The 25720-nt window shown below is 66.0% G+C and carries 23 protein-coding genes and 1 pseudogene; 16 read left to right on the top strand and 8 right to left on the bottom strand.

The genetic code is table 11. The features are described from left to right. Positions 1-4: 4 nt before the first annotated feature. Complete coding sequence (locus IHV25_RS06525) at positions 5-1210, bottom strand: ABC transporter permease (RefSeq protein ID WP_192534311.1); 1206 nt, start codon at positions 1208-1210, stop codon at positions 5-7. A gap of 717 nt (positions 1211-1927) precedes the next feature. After that, on the bottom strand, positions 1928-3613 hold the full coding sequence (gene leuA / locus IHV25_RS06520) for a 2-isopropylmalate synthase (protein WP_192534310.1): 1686 nt from the start codon (positions 3611-3613) through the stop codon (positions 1928-1930). A 496-nt stretch (positions 3614-4109) separates the two neighbouring features. Between leuA and IHV25_RS10725 the strand changes: the two are divergent. The 16 genes and pseudogenes from IHV25_RS10725 to IHV25_RS06445 form a co-directional block, all read left to right on the top strand. Beyond that, a pseudogene (locus tag IHV25_RS10725) lies at positions 4110-4355 on the top strand (L,D-transpeptidase); the annotation flags it as partial. Beyond that, positions 4352-4915 (top strand): hypothetical protein, encoded by a 564-nt coding sequence (locus IHV25_RS06510; RefSeq protein ID WP_192534309.1) that lies wholly within the window; start codon positions 4352-4354, stop codon positions 4913-4915. The pseudogene IHV25_RS10725 and the gene IHV25_RS06510, both read left to right, overlap by 4 nt. Before the next feature lie 642 nt (positions 4916-5557). After that, a complete protein-coding gene (locus IHV25_RS06505; protein ID WP_192534308.1) occupies positions 5558-6178 on the top strand; it encodes a HEAT repeat domain-containing protein in 621 nt (206 codons plus the stop codon). Positions 6179-6269: 91 nt separating this feature from the next. Further along, positions 6270-6527: a glutaredoxin 3 gene (gene grxC / locus IHV25_RS06500; protein WP_192534307.1), complete on the top strand. Its 258-nt coding sequence runs from the start codon at positions 6270-6272 to the stop codon at positions 6525-6527. Positions 6528-6544: 17 nt separating this feature from the next. Further along, positions 6545-7447: a carbon-nitrogen hydrolase family protein gene (locus tag IHV25_RS06495; RefSeq protein ID WP_192534306.1), complete on the top strand. Its 903-nt coding sequence runs from the start codon at positions 6545-6547 to the stop codon at positions 7445-7447. Between the two features lie 326 nt (positions 7448-7773). Continuing rightward, the gene (locus IHV25_RS06490; protein WP_192534305.1) at positions 7774-10395 is read left to right on the top strand and encodes an ATP-binding protein; all 2622 of its coding nucleotides are present in this window, start codon (positions 7774-7776) and stop codon (positions 10393-10395) included. Between the two features lie 21 nt (positions 10396-10416). Further along, positions 10417-10818, top strand: a complete 402-nt coding sequence (locus IHV25_RS06485; RefSeq protein ID WP_192534304.1) for a response regulator — start codon at positions 10417-10419, stop codon at positions 10816-10818. Continuing rightward, entirely contained in the window at positions 10808-11257 is a 450-nt protein-coding gene (locus IHV25_RS06480; RefSeq protein ID WP_192534303.1) for a nucleoside deaminase, read from the top strand. The genes IHV25_RS06485 and IHV25_RS06480 overlap by 11 nt, the downstream gene beginning before the upstream one ends. A 193-nt stretch (positions 11258-11450) precedes the next feature. Further along, positions 11451-11795 carry a carboxymuconolactone decarboxylase family protein gene (locus IHV25_RS06475; RefSeq protein WP_192534302.1) on the top strand — a complete coding sequence of 115 codons (345 nt, stop codon included), beginning with the start codon at positions 11451-11453 and terminating at the stop codon, positions 11793-11795. A 293-nt stretch (positions 11796-12088) separates the two neighbouring features. Next, positions 12089-12658: a hypothetical protein gene (locus IHV25_RS06470; RefSeq protein WP_192534301.1), complete on the top strand. Its 570-nt coding sequence runs from the start codon at positions 12089-12091 to the stop codon at positions 12656-12658. Between the two features lie 56 nt (positions 12659-12714). Then, on the top strand, positions 12715-13383 hold the full coding sequence (locus tag IHV25_RS06465; RefSeq protein ID WP_192534300.1) for a class I SAM-dependent methyltransferase: 669 nt from the start codon (positions 12715-12717) through the stop codon (positions 13381-13383). 393 nt (positions 13384-13776) lie between these two features. Then, positions 13777-14412 (top strand): ABC transporter substrate-binding protein, encoded by a 636-nt coding sequence (locus IHV25_RS06460; protein ID WP_192534299.1) that lies wholly within the window; start codon positions 13777-13779, stop codon positions 14410-14412. A 498-nt stretch (positions 14413-14910) separates the two neighbouring features. Next, the gene (locus IHV25_RS10560; protein WP_274605253.1) at positions 14911-15045 is read left to right on the top strand and encodes a hypothetical protein; all 135 of its coding nucleotides are present in this window, start codon (positions 14911-14913) and stop codon (positions 15043-15045) included. Between the two features lie 160 nt (positions 15046-15205). Continuing rightward, complete coding sequence (locus tag IHV25_RS06455; protein ID WP_192534298.1) at positions 15206-17923, top strand: ribonuclease E/G; 2718 nt, start codon at positions 15206-15208, stop codon at positions 17921-17923. 263 nt (positions 17924-18186) lie between these two features. Further along, positions 18187-18861 carry a LolA family protein gene (locus tag IHV25_RS06450; protein ID WP_192534297.1) on the top strand — a complete coding sequence of 225 codons (675 nt, stop codon included), beginning with the start codon at positions 18187-18189 and terminating at the stop codon, positions 18859-18861. 4 nt (positions 18862-18865) lie between these two features. Next, positions 18866-19552 carry a J domain-containing protein gene (locus IHV25_RS06445; protein ID WP_192534296.1) on the top strand — a complete coding sequence of 229 codons (687 nt, stop codon included), beginning with the start codon at positions 18866-18868 and terminating at the stop codon, positions 19550-19552. Positions 19553-20437: 885 nt separating this feature from the next. Here the strand turns inward: IHV25_RS06445 and pufC are convergent. The 6 genes from pufC to bchZ all read right to left on the bottom strand — a co-directional run bounded on the left by pufC (position 20438) and on the right by bchZ (position 25700). After that, positions 20438-21685: a photosynthetic reaction center cytochrome PufC gene (pufC, locus tag IHV25_RS06440; RefSeq protein WP_192534295.1), complete on the bottom strand. Its 1248-nt coding sequence runs from the start codon at positions 21683-21685 to the stop codon at positions 20438-20440. A 16-nt stretch (positions 21686-21701) separates the two neighbouring features. Continuing rightward, the gene (pufM, locus tag IHV25_RS06435) at positions 21702-22667 is read right to left on the bottom strand and encodes a photosynthetic reaction center subunit M (protein ID WP_192534294.1); all 966 of its coding nucleotides are present in this window, start codon (positions 22665-22667) and stop codon (positions 21702-21704) included. An 18-nt stretch (positions 22668-22685) separates the two neighbouring features. Next, positions 22686-23516: a photosynthetic reaction center subunit L gene (pufL, locus tag IHV25_RS06430; protein ID WP_192534293.1), complete on the bottom strand. Its 831-nt coding sequence runs from the start codon at positions 23514-23516 to the stop codon at positions 22686-22688. Positions 23517-23657: 141 nt separating this feature from the next. Then, complete coding sequence (gene pufA, locus IHV25_RS06425) at positions 23658-23843, bottom strand: light-harvesting antenna LH1, alpha subunit (RefSeq protein WP_192534292.1); 186 nt, start codon at positions 23841-23843, stop codon at positions 23658-23660. A 20-nt stretch (positions 23844-23863) separates the two neighbouring features. Further along, positions 23864-24058 carry a light-harvesting protein gene (locus IHV25_RS06420; RefSeq protein ID WP_192534291.1) on the bottom strand — a complete coding sequence of 65 codons (195 nt, stop codon included), beginning with the start codon at positions 24056-24058 and terminating at the stop codon, positions 23864-23866. A 193-nt stretch (positions 24059-24251) separates the two neighbouring features. Beyond that, positions 24252-25700: a chlorophyllide a reductase subunit Z gene (gene bchZ, locus IHV25_RS06415; RefSeq protein WP_192534290.1), complete on the bottom strand. Its 1449-nt coding sequence runs from the start codon at positions 25698-25700 to the stop codon at positions 24252-24254. Positions 25701-25720: the final 20 nt, after the last annotated feature.

The raw sequence follows: 25720 nt of genomic DNA, 5'->3' as shown, positions 1-25720 counted from the left end.
GGCGCTAGAGTCCGATATTGACAAAGAAAATGGCGAAAATCGCATCAATGACGATGACCAGGAAAATGGCCTTCACCACCGAGGCGGTCGTCAGGAACCCCACAGACTCGGCACTGGTGGAGGCCTGGAAGCCGTGGTAGCAGCCCACAAGCCCGATGGCGAGGGCGCAGAACGGGGCCTTGATCAGCCCCACCAGGAAGTTATTGGTCTTCGCCCCGTTGTTGAACTGGGTGATGAAGTTCTCAACCGAGATATCCGAGGTCAGGCAGATGGCCGTGCCGCCGCCGATCACGCCCACCACATCGGCGATGAACACCAGCAGCGGGAATGTCAGGACCAGCGCCACAATGCGCGGCACCACAAGCAGGACCATGGGGGACAGGCCCAGGGCGCGGATCGCCGAGACCTCCTCGTTCGCCACCATGGAGCCGATCTGGGCCGTGAACGACGAGGCCGAGCGGCCCGCCACAAGCACCGCCGCCAGGATGACCCCCATCTCGCGCAGGATGGTGACCTCCAGCATCTTGATGGAGAAGAACTGGGCCCCGAACTTGGCCAGCTCGTTCATGCCCATGTAGGCGACCACCATGCCGATCAGGAACGACAGCAGCGAGACAATCGGTATCGCGCGGATGCCGGCCTGGTCCATGTGGAACGCGAGCGAGGTCCAGCGGATCTCCCCGGGACGGACCGCCAGGTACCCCAGAGTGCCCAGGAACTCCCCCAGGAAGGACAGCATGCCCAGGGACGAGCGCCCGACGTCTGTCAGGTTCCGGCCGACCTGGTTGACGAACCGCACCGGCGCCGGAGCCTGCGGGCCCGGCCTGTCCCCCTCGGGCACCGGCTTCGCCGTATTCAGAAGACGGATGAACTCCTCATCCGGACTGACCACCTCGGTGCGGCAGCGCCCGGCCCCGAGACGCGCCAGCGCCTGGTTGATCACCAGGGCTCCGGCCGTGTCGAGACGGGTCACGCCCGTCAGGTCCAGGGACACAGCGGCGGACTGGATGGCCCCGGCCTCCTGCAGGAAGCGCTCCGCCAGCCCCGCCAGGGTTTCGGTCACCCACAGACCGGTCAGGCGCAGGCGAACGGCGCCCTCCGCCCGCTCAACCGCAAAATCTCCCCCCGGAGCCGGTCGGTCGCCAGATAACGCCGGGCCGCCCGAGGGGCTTTTCAGGGGAAGGACAGTGGAGACGAGACGATCCGTCATGCTTTCGCACCAGATGGGAGGGAAGGACGGCGGGAACGGGTAATTATCGCTGAAAACGGGTTGATTTAGAAGAGTTTTCACAAGCCGTATTTTCGGGCGGCCCCGTGCGGGGCAAAGTCCCCGGAAGTCCGGCGGAGAGCCTCCCGGGCGCCCGGAAGGCCTGTGGTTCCCGACACCCGGCCCCGGACGCGCCCGACCGGCTTCCGGTTCCTGGGACGGGACGGCGCCGGAGCGCGGGCCCACCGCGCCCGACCGACACAACCAAAGGGAGCGTGCCCCTCCCGGCGGACAGGCGTGTAAAGGCGGGCCGGCCAGGGGCACACCCCACGGGGCGCGGCCGCCCCACCCGACCGGCGGCAGAGGCTCCGGGCATAAGAGAAGAGAGGACCGGCACCGGTCCGAAAAAAGCACGCGCCGTCCCGCTCCCGTCCGCCCGGAAAAGGCCGTTGCGCGGGCCCGATCCCGACGCCCCCGGCGCAGAACGGACCGGAACCTGACACCCCACGCCCGAACCCACCCCCACATTCCAGACAGCCGAAGGCCGACACCGGGCCGCGCTCGCCCGAGGGTGGGGCGGCGGTGTGCCGGAGGAAGGAAGGGGGAGGGAGGGAGGGATAAAGTCAGGAACGGGAAAACTGCGGGACGGTGGAGGGGGCCGCCGGATCCCCTCCCCGCGTTTCACAGGCGCGAAGGGAGGGGATCCGGGGCCCGGCGTCCTCAGGCGCCGGTCGTGCGGGCCAGGTGGTTGGCGGCCGACAGAACCGCCTTCAGGGCCGAGACCACGATGTTGGCATCGATACCCACGCCGTGGCGGATTGTGCCGTCGGCGTCATGGGCGCGCACATACGTGATGGCCTGGGCATCCGAGCCGGGGCGCAGGGTGTGCTCCTCGTAGTCCTCGATCACCATGGCGGGGCCGCCGTCGCCGCGGATGGCGTTCACCAGGGCCTCGATCGGACCCGAGCCCTCGCCCGCGATGGTCCGCACCGCGCCGTTCACCTTCACGTCGGCGGTCAGGGCCCGGACGTTCGGATCCCCGGAGGTGGGGATTGTGCGGTGCTGGATGAAGGCGTAGGGGTGATCCGAGTTCAGGTAGGTGGCCTCGAAGGTGTCCCAGATCATGGCGGGCACGATCTCGCGCCCGGTCTCGTCCGCGATCTTCTGGATGATGCCGGAGAACTCGACCTGGAGCGCCCGGGGCAGGCGGATGCCGTACTCCTGCTCCATGATGTAGGCCACGCCGCCCTTGCCGGACTGGCTGTTGACGCGGATCACAGCCTCGTAGCTGCGGCCGATGTCCTGCGGGTCGATGGGCAGGTAGGGAACCTCCCAGACCTCGGCGTTGGTCTCGCGCATGACCTTCATGCCTTTGTTGATGGCATCCTGGTGCGAGCCCGAGAACGCGGTGAACACCAGGTCGCCGCCGTAGGGGTGGCGGGCGTGGACCGGCATCAGGTTGCAGGTCTCCGCCACCGCCCGGACGTGGCCGATGTTCGAGAAGTCCAGACCCGGGTGGACGCCCTGGGTGAACATGTTCAGGGCCAGGGTCACCAGGTCCACGTTTCCGGTGCGCTCGCCGTTTCCGAACAAGGTGCCCTCGATGCGGTCGGCCCCGGCCATGATGGCGAACTCGGCCGCGGCAACGGCGGTGCCCCGGTCGTTATGGGGATGCGAGCTGATGAGCACGGTCTCGCGGTTCTTCACGTTCTTCGAGAACCACTCGATCTGGTCCGCATAAACGTTCGGGGTGTTCATCTCCACGGTTGCGGGCAGGTTCAAGATCAGGGGCTTGTCCACGGTGGGCTCGAAGACGTCCATGACCGCCTCGCAAACCTCGAGGGCGTAGTCCATCTCGGTGCCGGTGAAGCTCTCGGGAGAGTACTGGAAGCGCACGTCACCGCGGGCCTTCTGCGCCCCCTCGCGCACCATCTTGGCCCCGTCGATGGCCAGCTGGCGGATGCCGTCCCGGTCCATGTTGAAGACAACACGGCGCTGGAGCGTCGACGTGGAGTTATACAGGTGGACAATGGAGCTCGGGGCTCCGTCCAGGGCCTCGAACGTGCGGTCGATCAGCTCCTTGCGGGCCTGGGTCAGCACCTGGATCGTGACCCCCTCGGGGATCATGTCGTTCTCGATCAGATGGCGCAGGAAATCGAAGTCCGTCTGGGAGGCGGCCGGAAAGCCCACCTCGATCTCCCGGAACCCGATCTCCAGCAGCAACCGGTAGAGCGCCAGCTTGCGCTCGGTGCCCATGGGCTCGACCAGCGCCTGGTTTCCGTCACGCAGGTCGACGGCACACCACACGGGGGGGCGGGTGATCAGCGCGTCCGGCCAGGTGCGGTCCCGGTAGGCGAACGCGGGCATGGGAACGTATTTCTTTGCAGGATTGACGGCGTAGGTCATGGAAAAGTCTCCTCGGGAAGCGGGGCCGGGGTCTCCGGCATGTTCGGAATGTCTACGGCTGGAACGCGGGACGGCCGCCGGGCTGCCGCCGGGCCGGTCGGCCGGACGTTAGTCGCAGGATGCACGACAGGCTCCGGGAGGGCACGGGCGCGGGCAAGGTGCGCGCACGACGCCGGAACCGGGCGCAAAACGCCGGAGACCATGTCGGGCTGTGGGAAATGGAGGACTTCATGGATTCGGAAAACCCGTTTGCACAAGGGACGCCAGGGACGAGCGGCGGCCCGTTCGCGGGCCGCTTCAGATGAGGCGTAGGGTCAGGGTATTTCCGCAGTGTTTCATGACGAGACCACGTGAGTCCGGACTGATCCATAAAGAAGTCGGTCACCCATAGTGTTTTCCCGACCGGGCCGGGTCAAGCTTTTTTTGCGCCCGGGTTCCCGGGGGCGCCCCCTGCCCCCTTAGCCCCTGCCCCGGGGTCAAAAAAACGGGAACCTTTAAAATCGACAGAAAAAAACCGGAGGACGCGAGCAATAACACGAGCACAAAAAAGCGGAACAGCGTCCCTCCAGTAAACGCACACGCCATTCACCAATACCACGGCGCCATCAACTTTGATATTATGAGGACCGCCAGACGGGCTTCGGACTGGGTCGGGTCGCGAGGATGCGTGCGCCTGCAGGAGGCTGACGCTCGCGCCCTTTTTTATTGGGCACCGGACGGAACAAGGGTCATCGTGGAATGAACGCAAAATTCATCGCAAAAAGCACTTTTTTGCTTTTTCTCGGTCTCCTGCTCTTTCTTGCGGGTGCACTGTACGGATCCTGGATCGTGCTCAATCCGAAGCCTTTTGTTTACCAACCGGGCGACCACCTTGCAGAGTTTGGGCAAGAGGACACGATGGTGGTGGCGATTTCGGACGAGTCTCTGAACCTGACGGCCCAAAGATCGGTTCCGAATGACCCGTTTTCGGTTCTGATCACCTACAGCAACGGGGATGCGCCCCGCCGATGCCGGGTGAACCCCGATCTGTCGGGCCTGCTTGACTCCCTTACCCTCATTGTTGCACGAAAGAATGTGGAGCTGGATCTTTTCCAGACAGACTATCCGGTGTTCCTGGGCTATCTCGAACTTAAAAAAGAGGCAGTGGACCTCTTCAGCCCGCTCTACACACTTCGCCGGTCCCCGGACGGGCGTGTTGCGCTGCAAACTTTTACAAGCGTTGCCGAGATCGAGATCCCTGCCGAAACGTTCGAGCGCCTGAAAACACTGTGCGGTCCCCGCCCCCCGGGTGCGCCGCGCTAAAGGGCACGGTGCACCCGCCGCCGGGCCTTTTCCTGTACGGGCCAGCGAGGCTCCGGGTGGGACCGACACACACTCCCGGGCGATTCGGGAGAGCGTCCGCCGGCCCCTGCAGGTGACGGCTGCCGGTTTCAGAGTTCCGGAACCGGGGCGGACAACCGCTGCGCCGTGACCGGGCACAGAAACACCACCGCCGGACAGTAACGGGCCCCCGGTTTTTCAGCCCGTTCCAAATCCTGCCCGCCACCCGTGCGGCGCTTCACTGGCGCTCGACCGGGTGCCGCAGAGCAATCATATCCCCCCTGGCGTGACCACGGGCTGACATTTCTGAAACAGCGCCCCGTTCGTCCACACGTAACCCGATAAATCAGCGACTTGTTTCTCTAACACTCTTTATATTGTCTAAAGACTGGAAAACTGGCATAACGGGTGAAATGTATTTTTGGCTTGAGGCAAACGGCACCGGGCATGTCCCGGGACCGGCGCCGTCCCGGGAAAGGTTTCCATGAAATTTCCGCGAACTCGTGCAAAGGGCGTCAGTCGGTGTCGGCGCGTCAGCGCTGGCCGCTGTGTGTGCGCGTGCGCGGAGCCGGTCCTCTGGGTCCGGCAGGAGCAGGCCGGCCGTCCCCGCTGCGGGAGGGGACAATGAGCACGCGAAACACCCGTTTCCCGGATATGGTTTCGGTGGCGGGGTCGCTCTGGGACACCCGCCCCGACGAGCGCCACGCCGCGGCTCTGGCGGCTGCCTCCTATCCGGACACGGTTCCCCTTCTTGTGGCCCGCCTGCGGGTGGAAAAGGACACCCGGGTGTTCGGCGCCCTGGAAAGCGCGCTGGTGGCCATCGGCTCAGACGCGGTGGTGATGGGGGTTCTCCCCCTTCTCAGGGCTCCGGAGCCGGCGGTGCGAATCGTCGGTGCGGACATCCTGCGCGTCCTGGGCGCACGCAGCGAGCCCGTGGTGCGGGCTCTTCTGACGGACGAATCCCCCGCGCTTCGCACGATCGGCGTGACCATTGCCCGCGATCTGCCCAACCCCGAGGTCTCCCACTGGCTCGAGAGCGTTCTGGCCCGCGACCAGGATCCGGGGGTGTGCCGCGCCGCCCTGGATGCGCTGGCGAGCATGGCGACCCCGTCCCTTGTCCCCGTCCTCCACCAGGTGGAGGAGCGCTTTCCCGAGGTCTCCGACCTGAGGGAGAGCGTGCACTATCTTCTGGGGCTTCTCGATCTCGGCAACAGCAACCGCAACCGCAAAGGAGAGTGTGCCTAGGGCCCGCCCTCCCGGAGTGACCGTTACGGTCGTCCTCCCCCTCGGGAAGGCGACGCTTTGAAAACCTTTAATCCAAAAAAGGAATCGAAACATGGCAACCGTGGAAATCTATATGCGGCACACCTGTCCCTACTGCCGGCGCGCCCTCGCCCTGCTCGAGGAGAAGAAGGCGGAGCCCCAGATCATTGACATCACCGAGGAGCCCGAGCGCCGCGAGGAGATGATCCAGCGCGCAGGCGGACGCACCACCGTCCCCCAGATCTTCATCGACGGCCAGCACATCGGCGGCTGCGACGACCTGATGGCGCTGAACAGCCGTGACGGCCTCGACCCCCTTCTCGTGTCCTGAAAAGAACGGAGCAGACCATGACAAACGGGCTGCCGCATTCCAACGCATGTGTGGCGGCCCCTTTCGTGGTGGGCTGCGTCCAGATGACCTCCGGCCGGAGCCTTGCGGCCAACGTTGACACCATCCGGCTGCGGGTCCGGGAAGCCGTGTCCGGCGGCGCACAGATGGTCTTCCTGCCGGAAAACGCGACCCTGATGGACCGCAACCGGGACGCCCTCCTGGAGAGCATCCGCCGGGAGGACGACCACCCCGGCGTTGCCGCCCTGCGGCAACTGGCCCGGGACACCGGAACCTGGATCCACACGGGCTCCCTTGCCGTCCTTCCCGAGCCCTCCGACCAGTCGGAAACGGGCATCGCCCCGGGAGAGCCGCCACGGGCCCTGAACCGGTCCCTGGTTTTGGATCCGGAAGGGAACATCCGGGCCCGCTACGACAAGATCCACCTGTTTGACGCGGCCCTGTCCGGCGGCGAGGCCTACCGGGAAAGCCGGACCTTCGCGCCCGGCGATTCGGCGGTTCTGCTGCCGACCCCCTTCGGGACGCTGGGGCTGTCCATCTGCTATGACCTGCGCTTCCCGACCCTGTACCGGGCCCTGACCCAGGCGGGAGCGGACATGCTTGCGGTTCCGGCCGCCTTCACCCACACCACAGGCACGGTCCACTGGCACCCGCTCCTGCGGGCGCGGGCCATCGAGAACGGCGCCTGGGTCATCGCGGCCGCCCAGAGCGGGCATCACGAGGACGGGCGACGGACCTTCGGGCACTCGCTGATCATCTCCCCCTGGGGCGAGATTGTCGCCGACGGGGGCGAGGGCGAGGGCGTGATCCTGGCGTCCATCGATCCCGGACAGGTTCTCGAAAGCCGCTCCCGGATCCCGTCCCTGGCGCATGACCGGACCTTTACGGTAGAAAGACTATAAAACACGCCCTCCGGACGGGGTCTTTGGAACGTGAGGCAGCTCTTACTGATTGAAAAACTTTCCCAGCCGGTGCACTGTTGTGTGTACCGGGATCTCCCTGCCTGTGGGCGGGTTTCCCCAGGGTTGCACCGGGCGAACAGGGCCGGGACTCACCAACGGCCCGTCAAGAGGCTGTACACCCTTTCGTCCGGATCTCCGAAAGGACGCGGAGCCCGGCCTGGTCCGGCGCGCCGCCGGGCCGGAAGTTCTCCTGTTCAAGCCGTGCCTGATCCTGTATCGCAAGGCGGCCGCCGCTCGCCGGAACGGGCCGAACCATGGAGAGACGCGTGACATCGCAGACCACAGAGCAGACCGGAAAAAGACCTCCCTGCGGACTGGAGGAGGCCTTCTCCATCCAGTCCCACGGTGATTTTCTTCTGGCTGACGAGCGGGACTGCCGCGTCCTTGCCCTGTCGCGAAACCTGTACGGGCGCCTCCAGGCGAACGGGCAGGGCCACTCCGGCCCCGGCCCCGGCCCCGAGGCCGGACGCCCGGCACACCCGAAGGCCCTGTTCCTGGCCGACCTGCTGGACGAGGTGTCCCTGGCCCAGTGTCTGCGGCGCGCCGGGCACGTGACGCGCCTGAGCCCCCTGGACCCGTTCCGCCTGCATCTCGCGGACGGCACGGCCTGCGAGGCCACGGTCCGGAAGGTGGTGCCCTCCCAGATCATGATCGAGATGTGGCCCGCCGCCAGCAGCCGTCCCGATCCCCTGGTGCCGTTCCTGTTCTCGTTCGGCCGGGCCCCGGGCCTGAACGACGTCCAGTCCCTGTGCGAGAACGCGGTCCGGGCCGTCTCCCGGCTGACGGGCTACGACCAGGTCATGGTGTTCCGGTTCACCGACTACGGGGACGGGGACGTGGTGGCCGAGAAGCTGCGCAAGACCTCCCCGCTGCCGCCGTTCCTCGGGGGCCGCTTTCCGGCCTCGGATGTCCTGTTCAATTACCGGGACACGTTCTCGACCATGCCGCTCTCGGCGGTCCCGGATGTGGAGGCTCCCCTTCAGCCGGTGCTGAACATCGGCGGTGGCCCCATGCGGGCCTTCCCCCCCTCCGAGGCCCACCTAGCGGCGCCGCCGCTTGCCTGGCTCCAGTACATGCGGGGTCTGGGGGTCCGGGCCCGGCTGGCGGTGGCCATCCTGGTCGATGACCAGCCCTGGGGGCTCCTGCTGTGCCACCACCCCTCGCCCCGGCCCCTGGACCCGGCGGTCATGGGCGCGATCCAGGTGTTTGTGCGGGTCATGGCCGGAGAGATCCGGAACCTGGAAAATACCGAAAGCGCCGACCGGCGCGGCCGCCTGTCCCGGCTGGTGGAGACCCTCGACATCCGGATTTCGGAATCCACCCCCCTGGAGGACGCCCTTGCCGGCTCCCTTGGGGAGATCCTCTCGCTTTTCTCCGCGTCGGACGGGCTGCTGTCCCTGCGGGGCCGGTGCTGGACGCCCTCGGGCCCCTGGGACGGCCCCAAGGTCGCCTTCGCCGTCGACGAGCCCCTGGTGGTGACGGACACCTTCAAGGGACTGATCAAGGTGCCTCCGGACCTGGGCCCCGGCTTTGCGGGGGGCATCCTGATCCCCCTTTCGGACCAGCCCCGGGAGGACTTCCTGCTGATCGGCCGCCCGGCCATCCGCCAGAGCATCCACTGGGCGGGACTGAGACCGTCCCGCGGCGCGTCGGCGCCCCGTCCCGGCAACGGCTCGTTTGCCTTCTCCCGCTGGGAGGAGGACCAGCAGGACCGGACCCTGCCCTTCAGCTCCCTGGATCACGAGCTCGCGCACTCGCTGCGCATGTTCCTGTCGCGGCGGGTCTTCGAGGCCCGGGTCCGCAAGACCGACCCCCGGAGCGGAGGCGAGCCCCGTTCCTTCCCGCCCTGGCACGAGTCCTCCATGGACTGGTTCTGGGAAACCGACAAGGCCGGACGCCTGACCGACGTCACCAAGTTCTTCGAGGACGTGGAGGGCTCCAGCACACGGCCCGTCGTCGGGCACCGGCTCACGGACTTCCTGGTCGTCGCATCCGGCGGCGGCGAGAGCTCGGATCTGGAGGAGCTGCGCTCGGCCTTCTCGCGCCGGGCGGCCTTCCACGGGCTGACAGCCCAGCTCCAGCTTCCCGGCTTCGACCCCTGCTGGGTCCGCCTGTCGGGCTTCCCCATGATCGACACCCGGGGCAACCTTCTGGGCTACCGGGGCGCGGCCACCAACGTGACCCACCTGCGCGCCCTCCAGGAGGAGAACATCCGCTCCCAGCGGCTGGAGGCCCTGGGACGCATGGCCAGCGGTATCGCCCACGAGATCAACAACGTGCTCCAGCCCATGCTGAGCATGTCCTACCAGGCCGCCAAGCGCCTCGACGACCAGGAGTACGTCCGCGCCGCCCTGGCCGACATCGAGGAAAGCGGCCTGCGGGCCCGGGAGATCGTGAAGGCCATCCTCGCCTTCGGGCGCCAGGCGCCGTCGGACCGCCACGCCATCCGCATCGCCGCCGAGCTGAACAAGGCCCTGGCCTTCGCCTGCAAGGGCATTCCGCGCCTGCGGGTGGACACGGACATCGAGCCCACAGACGCCGAGGTCCTGGCCAACACCACCGAACTGTCCCAGGTTGTCCTCAACCTTCTGACCAACGCCGCCGACGCCATGGGGGGCCGCGGCGTGGCCACCGTGACCCTGCGCTCCCAGAAGGAGATCGGCCGGGTGCGCATCACCGTGCGCGACCAGGGCCCCGGAATGGACCTGACCACCTGCAATCGCATCTTCGATCCGTTCTTCACCACAAAGGCCGAGGGAAAGGGAACCGGAATGGGACTTGCCGTGGTACACGGTCTTGTGGAAGCATGGGGTGGCACCGTCGGAGTGGAAAGCGTTGTCGGCTTCGGGACAACGTTCTGGATCTCCCTGCCCGTTATCGCGACCTAACCCCCCTGGAGGTTCGGAAACATGTCGTCTCCCAGTGAAAGCAATCTGGTTCTTGTCATCGATGACGACCCCGCTGTCTGCCGGGCTGTCGGAGCGGGGGTCGAGGAACTCGGCTGGCACTACCGGGAGGCACGCGACGGTCAGGAAGCCCTCGAGCTTCTGGACACCGAGACCTTCGACCTGGTGGTTTCCGATGTGTGGATGCCCCGCCTGGACGGCATCTCGTTCCTGAAAAAGGCCCGCGAGAGGCATCCCGGTCTGCGGGTTCTGGCCATCTCCGGCGGCGGTGACGCGCCGGCGGCCCTCAGCCTCAAGATTCTCCAGATGCACGGGGCCTCGGACATTCTCTACAAGCCGTTTACCAGCGAGGAGCTGAAAGAGCGCCTTCTGGCCCTGGGAACGGCCCGGCCGGATGCCTCCTGACCCCTTTATGGTCCTGGCGCTGGACGAGGCCCGCGCGGCCGCCGCCCGGGGCGAGGTTCCCGTCGGCGCCGTCCTGGTCGGCCCCTCGGGCACGGTTCTGGCCCGCGCCGGAAACCGGGTGGAGGAACTCAGCGACCCCACAGCCCATGCCGAAATTCTGGCAATCCGGGCAGCCTGCGCCGCGGCGGGGGCTCCCCGCCTGCCGGACTCGGTGCTGTATGTCACCCTGGAGCCCTGCGCCATGTGCGCCCAGGCCATCGCCCATGCCCGCGTGAAACGCCTGGTGTTCGGCGCCTGGGATCCGAAAGGCGGCGGCGTGGACCATGGCGCCCGGGTGTTCGAGCAGACCACAACCCATCATCGCCCGGAGATCGTTGGCGGCATTGCCGCAGCGGACTGCGCCGCGCTTCTGGAGGAGTTTTTCCGGGCCCGGCGGTAACCCCGCGCACCGCCGCCCCCACCGAAACCCGGCGCGCGCCACACGGCGCACGGCCGGGGCAAAACCGGGACACGGCCCGCCCCGCGGCGGCCCCCACCCGGACACTGGAACCCGGGATCCGGGCCCTTGCCAAACCGGCACGAACGGCTCACTCTCGGGGCGTTTCATACCGTGAACAGGGAGTTGTCACACCATGTACAGAGACTGGAAAGCCTACGTCAAGGAACTCGCCGGAAACATGCAGAGCGTTGGAAACGGCATCCCGGACACCTGGAACGCCTTCCGCACCCTTTCGATGGCGGGCAAGGCCGACGGCGTTCTGGACGCCAAGACCAAGGAACTGATTGCCATTGGCATCTCCATCGCCAACCGCTGCGAGGGCTGCATTGCCTTCCACGTGCGCGAGGCGGTCCGCCTGGGAACGACCCGGGAGGAGATGCTCGAAACCGTGGGCGTCGCGCTGTACCTGGGCGGCGGCCCCGCCAGCGTGTACGGCACCTACGTGATGGAAGCCTTCGACCAGTTCTCGAAGGGCTGAGCCGCCTGCAGGCCGCCGGACCGGTCGCCCCCGGGCGGGCGGGTCCGGCGCACGCCTGCGCATCGGGCATAACCTGGCGTTTCCGGGCGGGCCCCGGGGCGCACGGGGGGCGCACGGGGGGCGCGCCGGAGGCGCGCCGGCGGCTCCAGGGGCCCGACCGCACCGGCGGGCCTCTTTCGCACGGCCCTGCACCGTTGCCCGAAGCGAATTCTTGCCTATACTGGAGCGGCGGGCGGCCGTTACGGTACACCCGCTCCCACTCCCCGGCCTGCGGACCCCTCTGGAGCCCTGGAATGCCGTTTTCCCAGACCCTGTTTTCTTTCGCGGTTCTTGCCTGTCTGGCCCTGGTCCTGAGCGCTGCAGGAGCGCCGGGAGGCGCCCGCGCCGCCGAGGGCGAGGGCTCGGGCCCGCCGATCCTCTTTGACGGCGACCTGCTGAGCGACATGGCCGGGAACCCGGCAGAGCGCAAGAACGCCCGGGGCCGCCGCACACGGGACCAGGCGGACCTGATCGGCGGCACCCTGTTCCAGCTGGAGCCCTTCTGGTTTCCGGTCCAGACCTCCAAAAAGGGCCCGGTCCGCTACATTGCGGGACGCATCCAGCTTGTTCCCGCCGAGGACAAGATCGTGGACGCCTGCTACAAGCTCCCGTGGATTACGGAGGCCCTGATCCTCCACTACTACCGCTCGCCCCTTGATCACGCGCCCGAGGAGGGAAACTCGGCGGATGAGAAGCAGCTCGCGCGCGTTGTGAACGCCTATACGAAGGTGCCCCTGTTCAAGACGATGCGGATTGTTCCCATTGACTCGATCCCCCGCCCGATCTCGGAGGAGGACCGGGAACTCAGCCTGGTCTGCAACTAGGACGCCGGACCGGCCGAAACACTGACCGTCACACCGAACAGCTCACGAGGACAAGGATGGACGAGGACGACAGGCGCGTGGTGGGGCTCTACACCGGGCTGGTGAAAGCCCACGGGCACTCGCACAGGGCGCTGGACTGGACCAGCACAGAAAGCCAGACCGGGCGGTTCCGTGTCCTCTCGGACATCGGGTTCGCGGGCGGCGACAGCGTTCTCGACGTGGGATGCGGCCTGGGGGACTTCCTCGCCTGGATGCGGGACAACGACCTCTCGGATGTGCGCTACACGGGCGTGGACATGACCCCCGCCATGATCGACCAGTGCCGGACCCGCTTTCCGGGGGAGCGCTTCTTCGTCGCCAACATCCTGGAAAGCCGCATGCCCTTCCGGGAGCGGCGCTTCGACTGGGTCGTGGCCAGCGGCATCTTCGCCCACCGCAAGGAAGAGCCCTGGGACTACATGAAAACCGCGATCGCCCGCATGATGGACCTGGCCGGGAAGGGCGTGGCCTTCAACTCCCAGTCCACCCTGGCGGGCCAGCCCCAGTACTGGACCCTGTTCCATGCGGACCCGGAGGAAACCCTGGCCTACTGCCAGTCCTTCGGCTGGGAGACCCGCCTTTTCCACACGCCGGACCGGACCGACTTCACCGTCTACATGTACCGCCCGGCCGACAGCGAGCCGCCGCCGCGCCGCCGTTTCAGCCTGTTCGGCTTCCGGTCCTGAGAGCAGTGGGGAGGACCGGAGAGACCGGGGAGAAGGCTCTCCGGTCCCCACCTCCCTGCCTGCGCCTGGCCCCGGGTCCGGTTCCACCGCGCGTCAGCCAGCGGGATCCGGCCAGCGCAACCGGGACAGCCCGGACCGGGCTCCCGCCCAAAAACCGGTGGGCGCTGCGCCTGCCCGCCCGGCTCCACGCGACGGTCCCTGCAACGGTCCCTGCAACGGTCCCTGCGCCGCCAACCGCGCCAGCCGCCCCCGCCCGGGACGGCCTCCCGGGCGGACCTTTTCGGCTCGTATCCTTTTGTTCACGTGTATTTTCCCCGCTCCTCTGATATAGCGCGCGGGGTCTCCGTGTCAGGAGCCCCGCACGTTCGGTCCGTTTCAGGGAGCCTTCCCCCAATGTCGTTTCTCCGGCGCAGCCTTCTCGCCCTTCTCGTTGTGTGCATCACCGCCGCTGTGCTCCCGATGTCCGGAGCCCGGGCCGGGGAGACGGATCCGGCCGCCGCAGTGGTCGAGCATTTCCACACCGTTCTGATCAACACGATGAAGGCCAAGGGGAAAAACGCCCTGGAGCGCCGTCAGATCCTGGCGCCCGTGATCGAGAAAACCTTCGATTTCCCCCGCATGACCCGGATCGTCACCGGGGCCTCGGCCTGGGGCGAGGCCGACGAGGCCCAGCGCCAGCGTCTGGTGAAGGCCTTCTCGGACCTGAACGTCTCCATCTACGCAGCCCAGTTCCATGACTGGAGCGGCCAGCGCTTCGAGACCGTGGGCGTGGAGCCCGGCCCCCGGCAGGCCCGCCTTGTCCACACCCGCCTTGTCCTGCCCAAGGATCCCGCCGTGGACCTGACCTATGTCATGACCCCCGCGGGAAAGGACGGCTGGCAGGCCAGCGACATTCTCATCAACGGCAGCATCAGCCAGCTTGCGACCCGCCGGGCCGACTACGCCCGGACCCTGGGCGCCGGCGGCCTCGACGCCCTGAGCGCGCTTCTGGAAAAGCAGGCGACGGACCTGACCAAGGACCGCCCCTGAGACCTCGGGACCGGGGGGCGACCGGGCGGCACCGGGATTACGGGCATTTCAGCAATCATACGGTTATGAAACGCCGTTTTTCTTCCCGATTTGCGCTTTTTCCATAATATATTCTTGTAAAGCGGGCGAGGCCCCGTTATGGTGCCCGTGATATTCCGTTGAAATCCCGGAAAAGGGGCTTTTTTGCCTCCTTTCACGAGAAACCCCGAGCCTGGCGCGCGCCTTCCTGTCCAACGGCGGAACGTGCGTGTCGCGGGAAGAGGAGCGCGCTTCGTCGGCGCTTTCTGTTCCCGATCCGGCGCGGTTTCTTGAGGCTTTCAAGCGGTTTTCAACGACGAAACGGGAAGGGCTGATCCGGCTTCGGGCTGTGACCGACTTTTCCAACTGTGGTTGAGTTCAGTTTTCGGTTGTTTTCCGCGGTTTTGCGCGGGTGCACGCCTAAATGTCTGCCAGATTCCGGGTTTCTCCGGTCTGGTCATGAGCACGGAAACGCCGTTGATGCCGGCCGTTGCAAACGGGCCAACCCCGGCGGCAACGGACTCCAACGGATCGAACGATGCGGTTTCGGGGCCTGGAACGCCCGAGTTCCACCTGATCCCGTACTGCGTTCCGCTCGGCTGGTCTGTGGTTTGACAGGATGATCCCTGCTGTCCCCCGTATCCCGGGGAGGCCGGGGAGAGGAACAGGGCCGTGCGCCCCTTTTTCAGGTCCGCGGAAGCGACCGGTTGCATCAGTTCGACCGGCGCAGGCGCTCTCGCCTTTTTTGCTCCGGTCCCGCGGAGACCAGGTCTTTATGACAAAACGCATGTTGATTGACGCCACCCACCCGGAAGAAACCCGGGTCGTGGTTCTGGATGGCTCCCGACTCGAGGAATTCGATGTCGAGACCTCCACGAAAAAGCAGAACAAGGGCAACATCTACCTCGCCAAGATTGTGCGGGTCGAGCCCTCCCTCCAGGCCGCTTTTGTGGACTACGGTGGAAACCGCCACGGCTTCCTGGCGTTCAGCGAAATCCACCCGGACTACTACCAGATCTCGGATGACGACCGCGCCCAGCTGATTGCCGAGCAGGAAGAGCTGGCCCGCGCCGAGGCCGAGGAGGAGGACGACGAGGACGACGCGCCCGACGACGACCAGGACAGCGTCGACGACGAGCCTCCCCGCCGGGAGAGCGGCCGGAACCGGCGCTCCAGAGGCCGCCGCGGACGCGACAGCAGCGCGCGCGAGGACGCCTCCGGATCCGAGACCCCGGACGGCGACGCCGAAAACGACGCCAACGGTGACGGCGACAGCGATGGCGAGAGCGATGCCCACGCGGGCGGCGCCACGTCCATGCCCCTCGCGGCGGACGGGATGCCCTCGATCTCGGAACCCGCACCGGCTGCCAACGACGATTCCTCCGCCGAGAACGAAAACGACGAGGACGACGGCGACGCCTCCGCCGACAGCGCCTCCGACACCTCCGCCGACCAGGGCGCGTCCCGCGGACGCGGTGGCCGTGGCCGGAAGAACGGGCGCAGCGGAACCCCGGCCCGCCCGCGGGCTCCGTCCAAGGTCTACCGGATCCAGGACGTGATCAAGCGCCGGCAGATCGTGCTGGTCCAGGTCGTCAAGGAGGAGCGCGGCAACAAGGGCGCGGCCCTCACCACCTACCTGTCCCTGGCCGGCCGCTACTGCGTGTTCGTTCCCAACACCACCCGGGGCGGCGGCGTCTCCCGCAAGATCACCAACGCGGCCGACCGCAAGCGCCTCAAGACCATCATGTCCGAGCTGAACGGCCCGAGAGGGAGCGCCATTATCCTGCGCACCGCCGGGTCCGAGCGCTCGAAGGCTGAGATCAAGCGCGACCACGACTACCTGCTGCGGACCTGGGAAACCATCCGCGAGGGGGCTCTGGCCTCGAAGGCGCCCTGCCTGATCCACGAGGAAGGCAGCCTGATCAAGCACGCCATCCGCGACATCTACACCCGCGACATCGACGAGGTTCTGGTCGAGGGTGATCAGGGCTACCGTGCGGCCAAGGACTTCATGCGCATGCTGACGCCCTCGCATGCCCGGAAGGTCCAGCCCTACAAGGACGACCAGATGCCGCTTTTCCACCGCTTCCAGGTGGAAAACCAGATGGACGCCATGCTCCAGCCCATCGCCCAGCTGAAGTCCGGCGGCTACCTTGTGATCAGCCAGACCGAGGCCCTTGTGGCCATCGACGTGAACTCGGGCCGGTCCACCCGCGAGCGCAACATCGACGAGACCGCCTACAAGACAAACCTCGAGGCGGCGGACGAGATCGCCCGCCAGCTGCGGCTGCGCGACCTGGCGGGTCTGATCGTGATCGACTTCATCGACATGGACGACCCGAAGCACAACCAGGCCGTCGAGCGGCGCCTCAAGGACGCCCTGAAGTCGGACCGGGCCCGCATCCAGGTCGGCCACATCAGCTCGTTCGGGCTGCTGGAGATGTCCCGCCAGAGACTGCGCCCCAGCCTCATCGAGACCAGCTTCCGTATCTGCCCCCACTGCCGTGGCACGGGCATGATCCGGTCCGTGGAATCGACGGCGCTCTACATCCTGCGCATGATCGAGGAAGACGGCATCCGCCGGAAATACGCGGAAATCACCGTCTGGGTGCCCACAGACGTGGCGCTCTACATCCTGAACCGCAAGCGCGACGTTCTGGGCGAGATCGAGGCCAAGTACGGCCTGCGGGTCTTCCTTGAGGGGGATGACTCCCTCCTGATCCCGGACTACCGGATCGAGCGCACCAAGTTCGAGCACGCTCCCGAGAAGGCTCCGGCCGCGGCCGTGGCGGCGGTTGCCGCTCCCGCCCTGCCCGCGCCCGTGGAGACCGCCGAGGTGCCCGCCGCAGCCGCCGAGGCGGACGCCGGCACCGAGGCCGCATCGGATGAACCCGCGAGCGAGGCCGCCCACACGGACAACGGCGACGACGGCGACGGACCCCAGTCCGCCTCGCGGAAGCGTCGCCGCCGGCGTCGGCGCAAGCGCGCGGACGGCTCCGACCATCCGGAGGACAACGGCCACGATGACGCCGACAACGGTTCGGGCGACGACAACGGGGCGGATGACACCCCGGCAGCCACCGAAACCGGAGAGGACGTCACCCCTGTCGCCCCTGTCGCAGCCGACTCCCTGAGCGCCGACGCGGACGCTGACGGAAGCCCGGCGGACGGCGACGACGCGAGCGCGGGAGCACCCGGAAACGGCGCGTGGGACACCGCGCACCGCCACGCGGTCGCCGCGGAGGACATGCTGTTTGTCACCGCCTCCGACGACCTGGAAGAGGACGCAGCAGCAGGTCCGTCGCCGGTCGACGCGCCGGAGGCCGACACGCACGCCCCCGAGCCCCGGGCGCACGAGGTCGTGGACCTGTTCCCCGCCCATTCGGACGTGCCGGACACCGTCGAGGCCGGGACCGCCGCCGACGAGCCGCTCACGCCTCCCGAGCCGGAACCCGCGCCGCGCCCGAAACGCGCCGGCTGGTGGAACCGCTAGGACCGCACCACGGATCCACGGACCCACGGTTCTAAAACGAATACTGGAAGCGCCCCCTGCCTTGGGGGCGCTTTCTTTTTTTTCCGGCGCCCCGGGGCCCGCCAACCGCGCACCAACGCGCCCCGGCCAGCCGCGCCCGCACGGCTCCCCGCACCGGATGACAATCGCGTGAGATAACCGCGCTCACGAGCGTTTCTCTTTTCTTCCGCCCGGCTCTTTGGGATACTCGGCCCTTCGCGCTGTCACTTCCCGAGGACCGGTTCATGCTGCCCTTTCACGCTCTCAGACGCGCCCGCCGCGCCACACTGGCCGTCCTGGCGGCTCTTGCGCTCGCCGCTCTTGCCCTGCCCGGCCCCGCGCGGGCGGACGACGCGCCGGCCCGGCCCCTCACCGCCCAGGAGCAGGCGTTCCTCAAGCAGGCGGAGGGCTACCTGAACACCTTCCGCATGGCCAAGGCGCGCTTTATCCAGACCGCCTCCACCGGCGAGACCCTGTCCGGCACCCTGGCCCTCGCCCGGCCGAACCGCCTGCGCATGAATTACGATCCGCCCTCCCCCCTTACGCTGGTGGCGAACGGCACCCATCTCATCTATATCGACGCGAAGATGGAGCAGGTGACGTACATCGATCTCGACACCACGCCCCTTTCGGTATTCCTTGCGGACCGGATTTCCTTTGCTGATCCGGCCATCACCATCACGAACGTGGAGACCTCGGACAAGCGCGTGGAGGTGACCCTTCACATGACCAAAGATCCCGGGATCGGATCCCTGACCCTCGCCTTCGACCGGGAGCCCCTAGCCCTTGCGGGCTGGCGCGTTCTGGACGCCCAGGGCATCAGCGTGACCGTCTCCCTGTTCAACATCGACCGCAACCCCACACTGGATCCGGACCTGTTTGTGTACCGCCGTCCGGACCCGAGAAATCTGCCCCGTTGAGTTCATGACCCATCACTCCCGGAAATCCGATGACCGTGCCACCCCCCGGAGCCGGACCGCGAAGCCCAAGACAGCCGAAAGCGGTCGCAAGAGGGTCATTCCGGACCTCGACGACCTGCTTCGCACCGAATCACGGCAGCCGCAACGCCGTGCCTGTGACCACCCGGGCTGCGAGGAGGAGGGGCTTCACCGGGCGCCCCGGGACCGGACCCTGAAGAGCTACTACTGGTTCTGCCTCAACCACGTTCAGGCCTACAACAAGGCGTGGAACTACTACGCGGGCCTGGATGAGGCCGCCATGGAGGACGAGATCCGCCGCTCCACGGTCTGGGACCGGCCCACGTGGCCGCTCGGGGAAAATGGCCCCAACAGCCCCCGGGGCCCGGCGAAAGGCGACCCGCGCGATCCGTTTGGCTTCTACGACCGGGAAATGGCACCAAAGGGGGCGCGGGCGGGCGAACGCCGCGGGCGCGCCCTCTCGGAGGGGCGGGTGGACGGGCCCAGGGCCCGGGCCATGCGGGTATTCGGCCTGGACGAGCCCCTGACCCACGACGCCCTGCGACGGCGCTACAAGGAACTGGTCAAGCGCTACCATCCGGACGTCAACGGCGGCGCCCGGGACGCGGAAGAGCGTTTCAAGATGGTGGGGGACGCCTACCGCGTCCTCATGCGCTCTCTCAAGGACCGCTAGAGCCCGGGCTCGGGCGTCGCGCCGCTGCCCCCGAGTGGCCCGTCTGGTTCACGGTGGACCCCAGCCAGCACACCCGTCACGGGTCTGTCTGCTGCCCGGCAACAGGCAGACCGGGCGCGACGTCTGCTTTTTATGCGCCAGCCAGCGAACACGGAGATCCCGGGGAAGCCCAATCAGGGAAGGCCGGTGGTCTCGCCCCTGCGGGGGCGTGGACCCGACACGATCCATCGGCGCCCCCTCGCCCCGAACCCACCGGGCGACGACCCCGCCTGATAGCGCAAGAAACGAGCCGGAAATATGCTGATGCTGCACCGGGTGCGGCACGCGGCCGCTCGTGACGGGCGCCGAAAGCATCACCCCCACGCACCTTGATCACCGACACGCGTGCCGCCAGACCCGGCGGCGCCAATCGATGACAAACACGCGTACCGCCACACCCGGCTGCGGCTACGCCCCTTTGCGCACGGAACGGCTTGCAGCTCACCCCAACCCCGCAACGATTGAGCCAGACAGCGGCACGACCCGTCCTGGGACACGCCAGCGGTTCTGTACATTGCCTGGCGGAAGAAGCAGCCCCCTGTATGCCGACCGCCAACCCTCTTGAGCACCCCCGTGCGCACCACGCCACGGCACCTCTCCACGCGCTGCGGCGACGGGTCCAGACGGCACCCCCGCTCCCACACGCGCGCAGGGCCGGTGGGAACGCTGAAACCCCACGTTCCGTACCTGTGGCCCCCACCTGCCGGGAAAAGGCGGACCCGCCCAGCTCCGCGCTGCATAACGCGGGCGTCTTCTGGCGCGGCCGGCCACACCGTCAAACAAAAAAAGGGCGGTACGCTTGCGCACCGCCCGTTTTTCCGACCTTGAGGTCTTGATCAGCTCAGCTTACTGGGCTCCCAGTCTCGGCATTGGCGGACCGAGCAACTGCGGGAAGTCGACCGTAAGGTCCGCACGGGTGACGCCGTCCGACATCAGCAAGGGAATAGCCTCGCCGTTGTGACAAGTACCGCAGTTCGCCTTGGGAGCATCGCCCATCTTTCCAAGACGGGAGAGACCCGTCCGGTCGGAGCCGAACTCCCAGGTAAACGTGTCGTTGAACGCCGCGTTGGTCTGGGCAATCCACGGAGCCGAGAAGTCAGCCGACAGCGGGGACAGCCAGTCGCGGTTCAGATCGCGGATCATGTTCATGCCTTCCCAGGCCAGAAGACGCTGCGGGCGGCTGAGCGACCAGTCAGCAAAGTTCTGGGTGTTGTGGCAATGGGTACAGTTGACGCCAAGGCCAAGGGAAATGCTGATCATGAACGAGTACGACTGTTCGGTCTGCTGGAGGGACTTGCCCTTGCCCAGCGTACCCTCAACCGGCAGGCTGGTCGTACCCATCACACGGATGGCGCGGGGGTCCGCCATGACATCGGCGATGTACGGGGTGTACGGGTCGCGATGCATTGCGGTCATGCCCGGAGACGTGGACTTGTTCTGGCCAACGTCGTTCCCAAGGCCGGTGCGGCCGTTCGGGGGCTCCTGGTACCAGACAAAGTTCGGGATCGCAACACCACGGTGGCAGGTCCAGCACGTAACCTTGGACTCCACGAGGTGGGCTCTCCACGCCGGGTTGCTGTTCAGCTCCTGGACCATCTCGATCATACGACGGGAGATGATCTTGGTGTACGGAGCCTCGAACTCCAGACCCTCGGCCACGTGACAGTAGTAGCAGCCCTGCGTGGGCGCAACCCAGTCCGTGATCTGCTGCATGAAGCCGGTAAAGGTGCCGTTGTCCATGTCGGCCAGCGCGGGGATGTGCACCTGCTGGTACATGGAGCCGGCCTTTTCACCGCCCTCCTCGGGGTAGAACTCGGCAGCGGCCGGGATGGCCATGGCCTTCTGACCCTTCTGGGTCATCAGCTGCATGCCGGTTCCACGGAAGCCGAGCTGCTGCGTGTTCACCGGGTCGTACGTCCAGTAGACGACGAAGATCCCGACGACCGCAAGGAGAGTGGCCCAGATACCGTACTTCCAGATGAGAGGCGTAGGACCAACTTTGTCCTGCGTCCAGGAGAAGGTGAGTTTGTCGCGATTCTCTTGCTTGAAGAGAGAGACGGCATCCTCAGCCTGCTTCTTAAACAAATCGAACATTATGGCGCTCCTCTCATCACTGCGTCAGCAGGGGATCGGTGACCACCGGGTCGGCAATCGGCGGATAGGTCGGAACCAGTCCGTGATCAATGCCCCAGAGGTACCAGTTTTCCACAACCGTGCCGGTCAGCAGCATACCGATAGCACCCGTCAGCGGCGTGAGGACCGCAAACCACCAGGCCCAGCGGTGGATGGATTCCATGGTCGCGTTGAAGCCCATGGTCCAGCGCCAGAACAGAGCGGCACGCTCAGCGGCCGTACCACGATCCGTGATCTGCTCGACCTCGCGGTCGCCACCCATGTGGGAGACGGCCAGAATGGTCGCGCCGTGCATCGCGAACAGAACGGCAGAGCCGTAGCAGAACGCAATGGTCAGCATGTGGAACGGGTTGTAATACAGGTTTCCGTAGCGCAGCGAGAACGCGGCAGTCCAGTCCAGGTGAGCGAAGAAGCCGAACGGAACGGCCTCGGCCCAGCTGCCCAGGATCAGCGGACGGATGATGAAGAACACCAGGTACAGCGAGATCGCCGACATGAACGCCCAGGCCATGTGGGTGCCCAGACCCAGCGACTGCGCCCGAGTGTAGATGTGCCACCACCAGACGAAAATCGAGATCGTCAGGCAGAAGCAGGCCATCTGCCACCAGCCACCCTCGTTCATGGGGGCCACGCCAAGACCGTCCATCACGGGCGGGTCAACGGCGAGCCAGGGGAGCTGGCGCACGAATTCGATGATGTTCCAGTCCACCATCGCAAGGAAGTTCATCATCAGGATGAAGCAGCACATTGCGAAGAAGGCACCGGCGACGATACCCGTGAGACCCAGGTGAATGGGGCCCAGCTGGGCATCACCGATCTTGCCGAGAAGCCAGATAAAGACCGGCTTGCCCTCGCGGGGCGTTTCAATCTCGGGAAGATCGACCCCCATGTGCGGCTCGGTACGAACCTGCACAGGGTTGAATATGTTTTGATATTCAGCCATTTTTCGTTCCCCTTGCCCCTATCCGATGAAACTGCCCGGGAACTGAAGCCACCAGTTCCACCACTCCGGCCAGCTCTTGGTCCAGAAGGGACCGCTGAGGAGGATGCACATGGCGCTCCAGAAAGCCGCGCTGATCGCAAGGAAAACACCCAGCTTGTGAACGCCCAGCGTTCCAATGGAGTAGCCCACGATATCGCGGAAGAAGGCGTTCTCGTGCTCGGGACCCTTCACCAGTTCTCCCTCCGGCGGATTGGCGGCCGACAGGATGACAGAGCCATGCATGCCGAGCGCGAAGCAGCAGGTGAAGAAGAAGGTGATACCAAGCATGTGAGCCGGGTTATAATGGAAGTGCAGGAACTGGTAGCCGATGTTCGACACCCAGTCCAGGTGGCTCAGAATACCATAAGGGAATCCGTGTCCCCAGGCTCCGAGCAGAAGCGGACGGACGACCACGAGAACAATGTAGGCAAAGACGGCGAAGCTAAATGCAAAGGGAATATGAAGCCCCATCCCGAGCTTGCGGGAAATCTCCACCTGACGAAGCGCCCACGAGACAAAGGCACCAACGGCGCAAATCGTGATCAACTGCCAGAACCCGCCCTCTTTCATCGGGGCAAAGCCCAATCCGTAGGACAGATCCGGGGGAGCAATGTTGATTCTGAGGGGGTTCCACGTATCCCCAAGAGCCGCTGCAAGAAGAATCAGTGCAGTGCCAAGGGATGCGAAGATAATCGTAGTGACCCCGAAGAAGCCGACGTAAAACGGCCCCACCCAGAAGTCAAACAGATCCCCTCCCACCAGTGTCCCGCCACGGACACGGTATTTTCTTTCAAAACTGAGCATGGCCATTTATGGACCCTCCGGTCGGGAGTCTTTAGACGACCGTCGCTCCACCGAGAGGCGACAGCGGGCGGTTTGGAAGTCTCACCAGGACCCTTCCAAGCGCCCGCTGCCGTCGGTATGCGACGTTACTGACGAAGCAAAACGCCTTTACGACAGAACGGAGGTCGAAACGACTTCCGACGTCTTCTGGGTCGCCGCCGGTGCGCCTTCCAGCCAGTTGAAGCGCGGAGCGCTGAGGCAGAGGAAGTGGATCAGCAGAGCAAGCACCGCCAGGAACGCGAAGAGGCCAACGAGGGCACGACGCGGATCAAAGAGCATCCAAATACGCCACATGGTATTGTCCTCCTTGCGAGTTACGACAGGAACGTCAGGGTCTGGGTCAGGGTGTCAAGAGCAACATAGCCCTCGGGACCCGGCCAGAACGGACGCCACATCCAAGCAAGGACGTGCGCAACGATTGCAACGGCGACGAACGCAGTGGCGCTGCTCGAGAAGACCGCGTGGAATTCCTTCGCTTCTTCTTCGTTAAGGGTAGTATTATCAACCATCTGAGTACCTCCTGATACTAGCCCAGAAAAGCCGTCTCGGCGTTCGTGACGCCACCCGGCGCCGGGAGCCCCCGGCATGCCCGCCCAACGGCTGAGGCGGACACCGGATCCGATACCCTTCTCCCCGAGGGGAGGAAGGGACCATCGAAACTCGACACCCCTGAAACAGGGGCGAAACTCGTCAGAACGGGGGTCAATGCACAGACCCTCCGTGGCGACCGAGGGAGCGCAGCACACTGGCGCTCACGACCTCGGCACCCAAGGCACGGGCAGCCTGCTCCGCCTCGTCACGGAGCCGCTTGGCTGCAGAAATACGGGCAACAACCGGCTCGGCCTCGACCATGCGGTCCAGGAGAAGACGGGCCTCGTCCTCCCACAGGAGTTCCCGGTGCATCCGCGAGGGCGTGGCCTCGACGCGGTCCAGATCGCTTCCCAGGGGAATGATGTTGAACAGGGCGTCAAACAAGGCGTTGCAGACCTCTTGAATCAGATACGTGGCACCCGCATATCCCATAAAGGGGGTTCCTGTGTGCCGGCGAATGATCGCGCCCGGGAAGGATGCCGGAATATACATGGCCCGTCCACCAGTTTCGGCCAGATACATTCTTTCGTTGTAGCTGCCAAAAACCACCAGGGGCGTTTTGGTCTGGACAAGTGTCCGCACCGTCTCATTATCGATCTTCTGACCCGGAATCCGGGCGACCGAAAAGTTGCACGGCAGACCCATCTCGTGGCTCAGAAAACCCTCAAGTCCGCGAGAATAGGTTTCACTGGCAACGACTCCGAAGCTTGCCGTTGCAAAGAAATCCTGGGTCACGGACCGCCACAGATCCCACAGCGGCTTGAGCGTGGAACGCTTCTCCTGCTCGATGAACGGCTCCGGATCCAGGCCCAGGGCGGCGCCCGCGGCCCGCAGGAAATTGGTGGTGCCCTCGATCCCGAAGGGAGCGCGCAGCCAGGGAATGTTCAGGGTCTCGCACAGCCCCTTGCCGAACTCGCGGTACAGGCAGACGGACAGGTCGGCCTCGCCCAAGCGGGGGATGTCCTCGATGGGGCAGTCCATGGGGAACACAAGGTTCACCTCGGCGCCGATGCCCTCGATCAGGCGACGGACCTCGGCCACGTCCGACCACATGTTGAACGTTCCGTAGGCGGCACCGATGATGTTCACTTTCGGACGGCCCGTGTCGGTCCCGGCCTTCCTCGCCGGGACTTTCTTTCCGGCACCGAACTCGTTCCAGAGCCACGTCAGGGCGCGCTCGGCGCTCTGCCAGTGGTCCTCGTCGATGGTGCGGGGAAGGAAGCGGCGGATGCCGGTCTCGGGGGGCACGACGCCGCCGCCGATCATCTCGGCGATGGAGCCGGTCACCACCACCGCCGGACGGGCGGGGTCGAGAACGCTGCGGGCGCGGACCAGGGCCTGCTCGGTTCCATTGCGGCCCAGCTCCTCGTCTCCGAGGCCGGTCACCACAATCGGAAGCTCGTGCGGGGGGAGTGCGTCGGTGTAGTGGAGCACCGCCGTCACCGGCAGGTTCTCACATCCCACCGGTCCGTCGATAATCACCTGCAGACCACGGACAGCCGCGAACACATACACGGCTCCCCAATATCCACCCGGGCGATCAAGATCCAGGACCAACATTCAACGCGCCTCCATGTACA

It is taken from the genome of Phaeovibrio sulfidiphilus (assembly GCF_014861485.1).
GTDB classification, from domain to species: domain Bacteria; phylum Pseudomonadota; class Alphaproteobacteria; order Rhodospirillales; family Rhodospirillaceae; genus Phaeovibrio; species Phaeovibrio sulfidiphilus.
The sequence above is the reverse complement of the archived record's forward strand: the minus strand, read 5'-3'. Positions and strand labels throughout refer to the sequence as shown.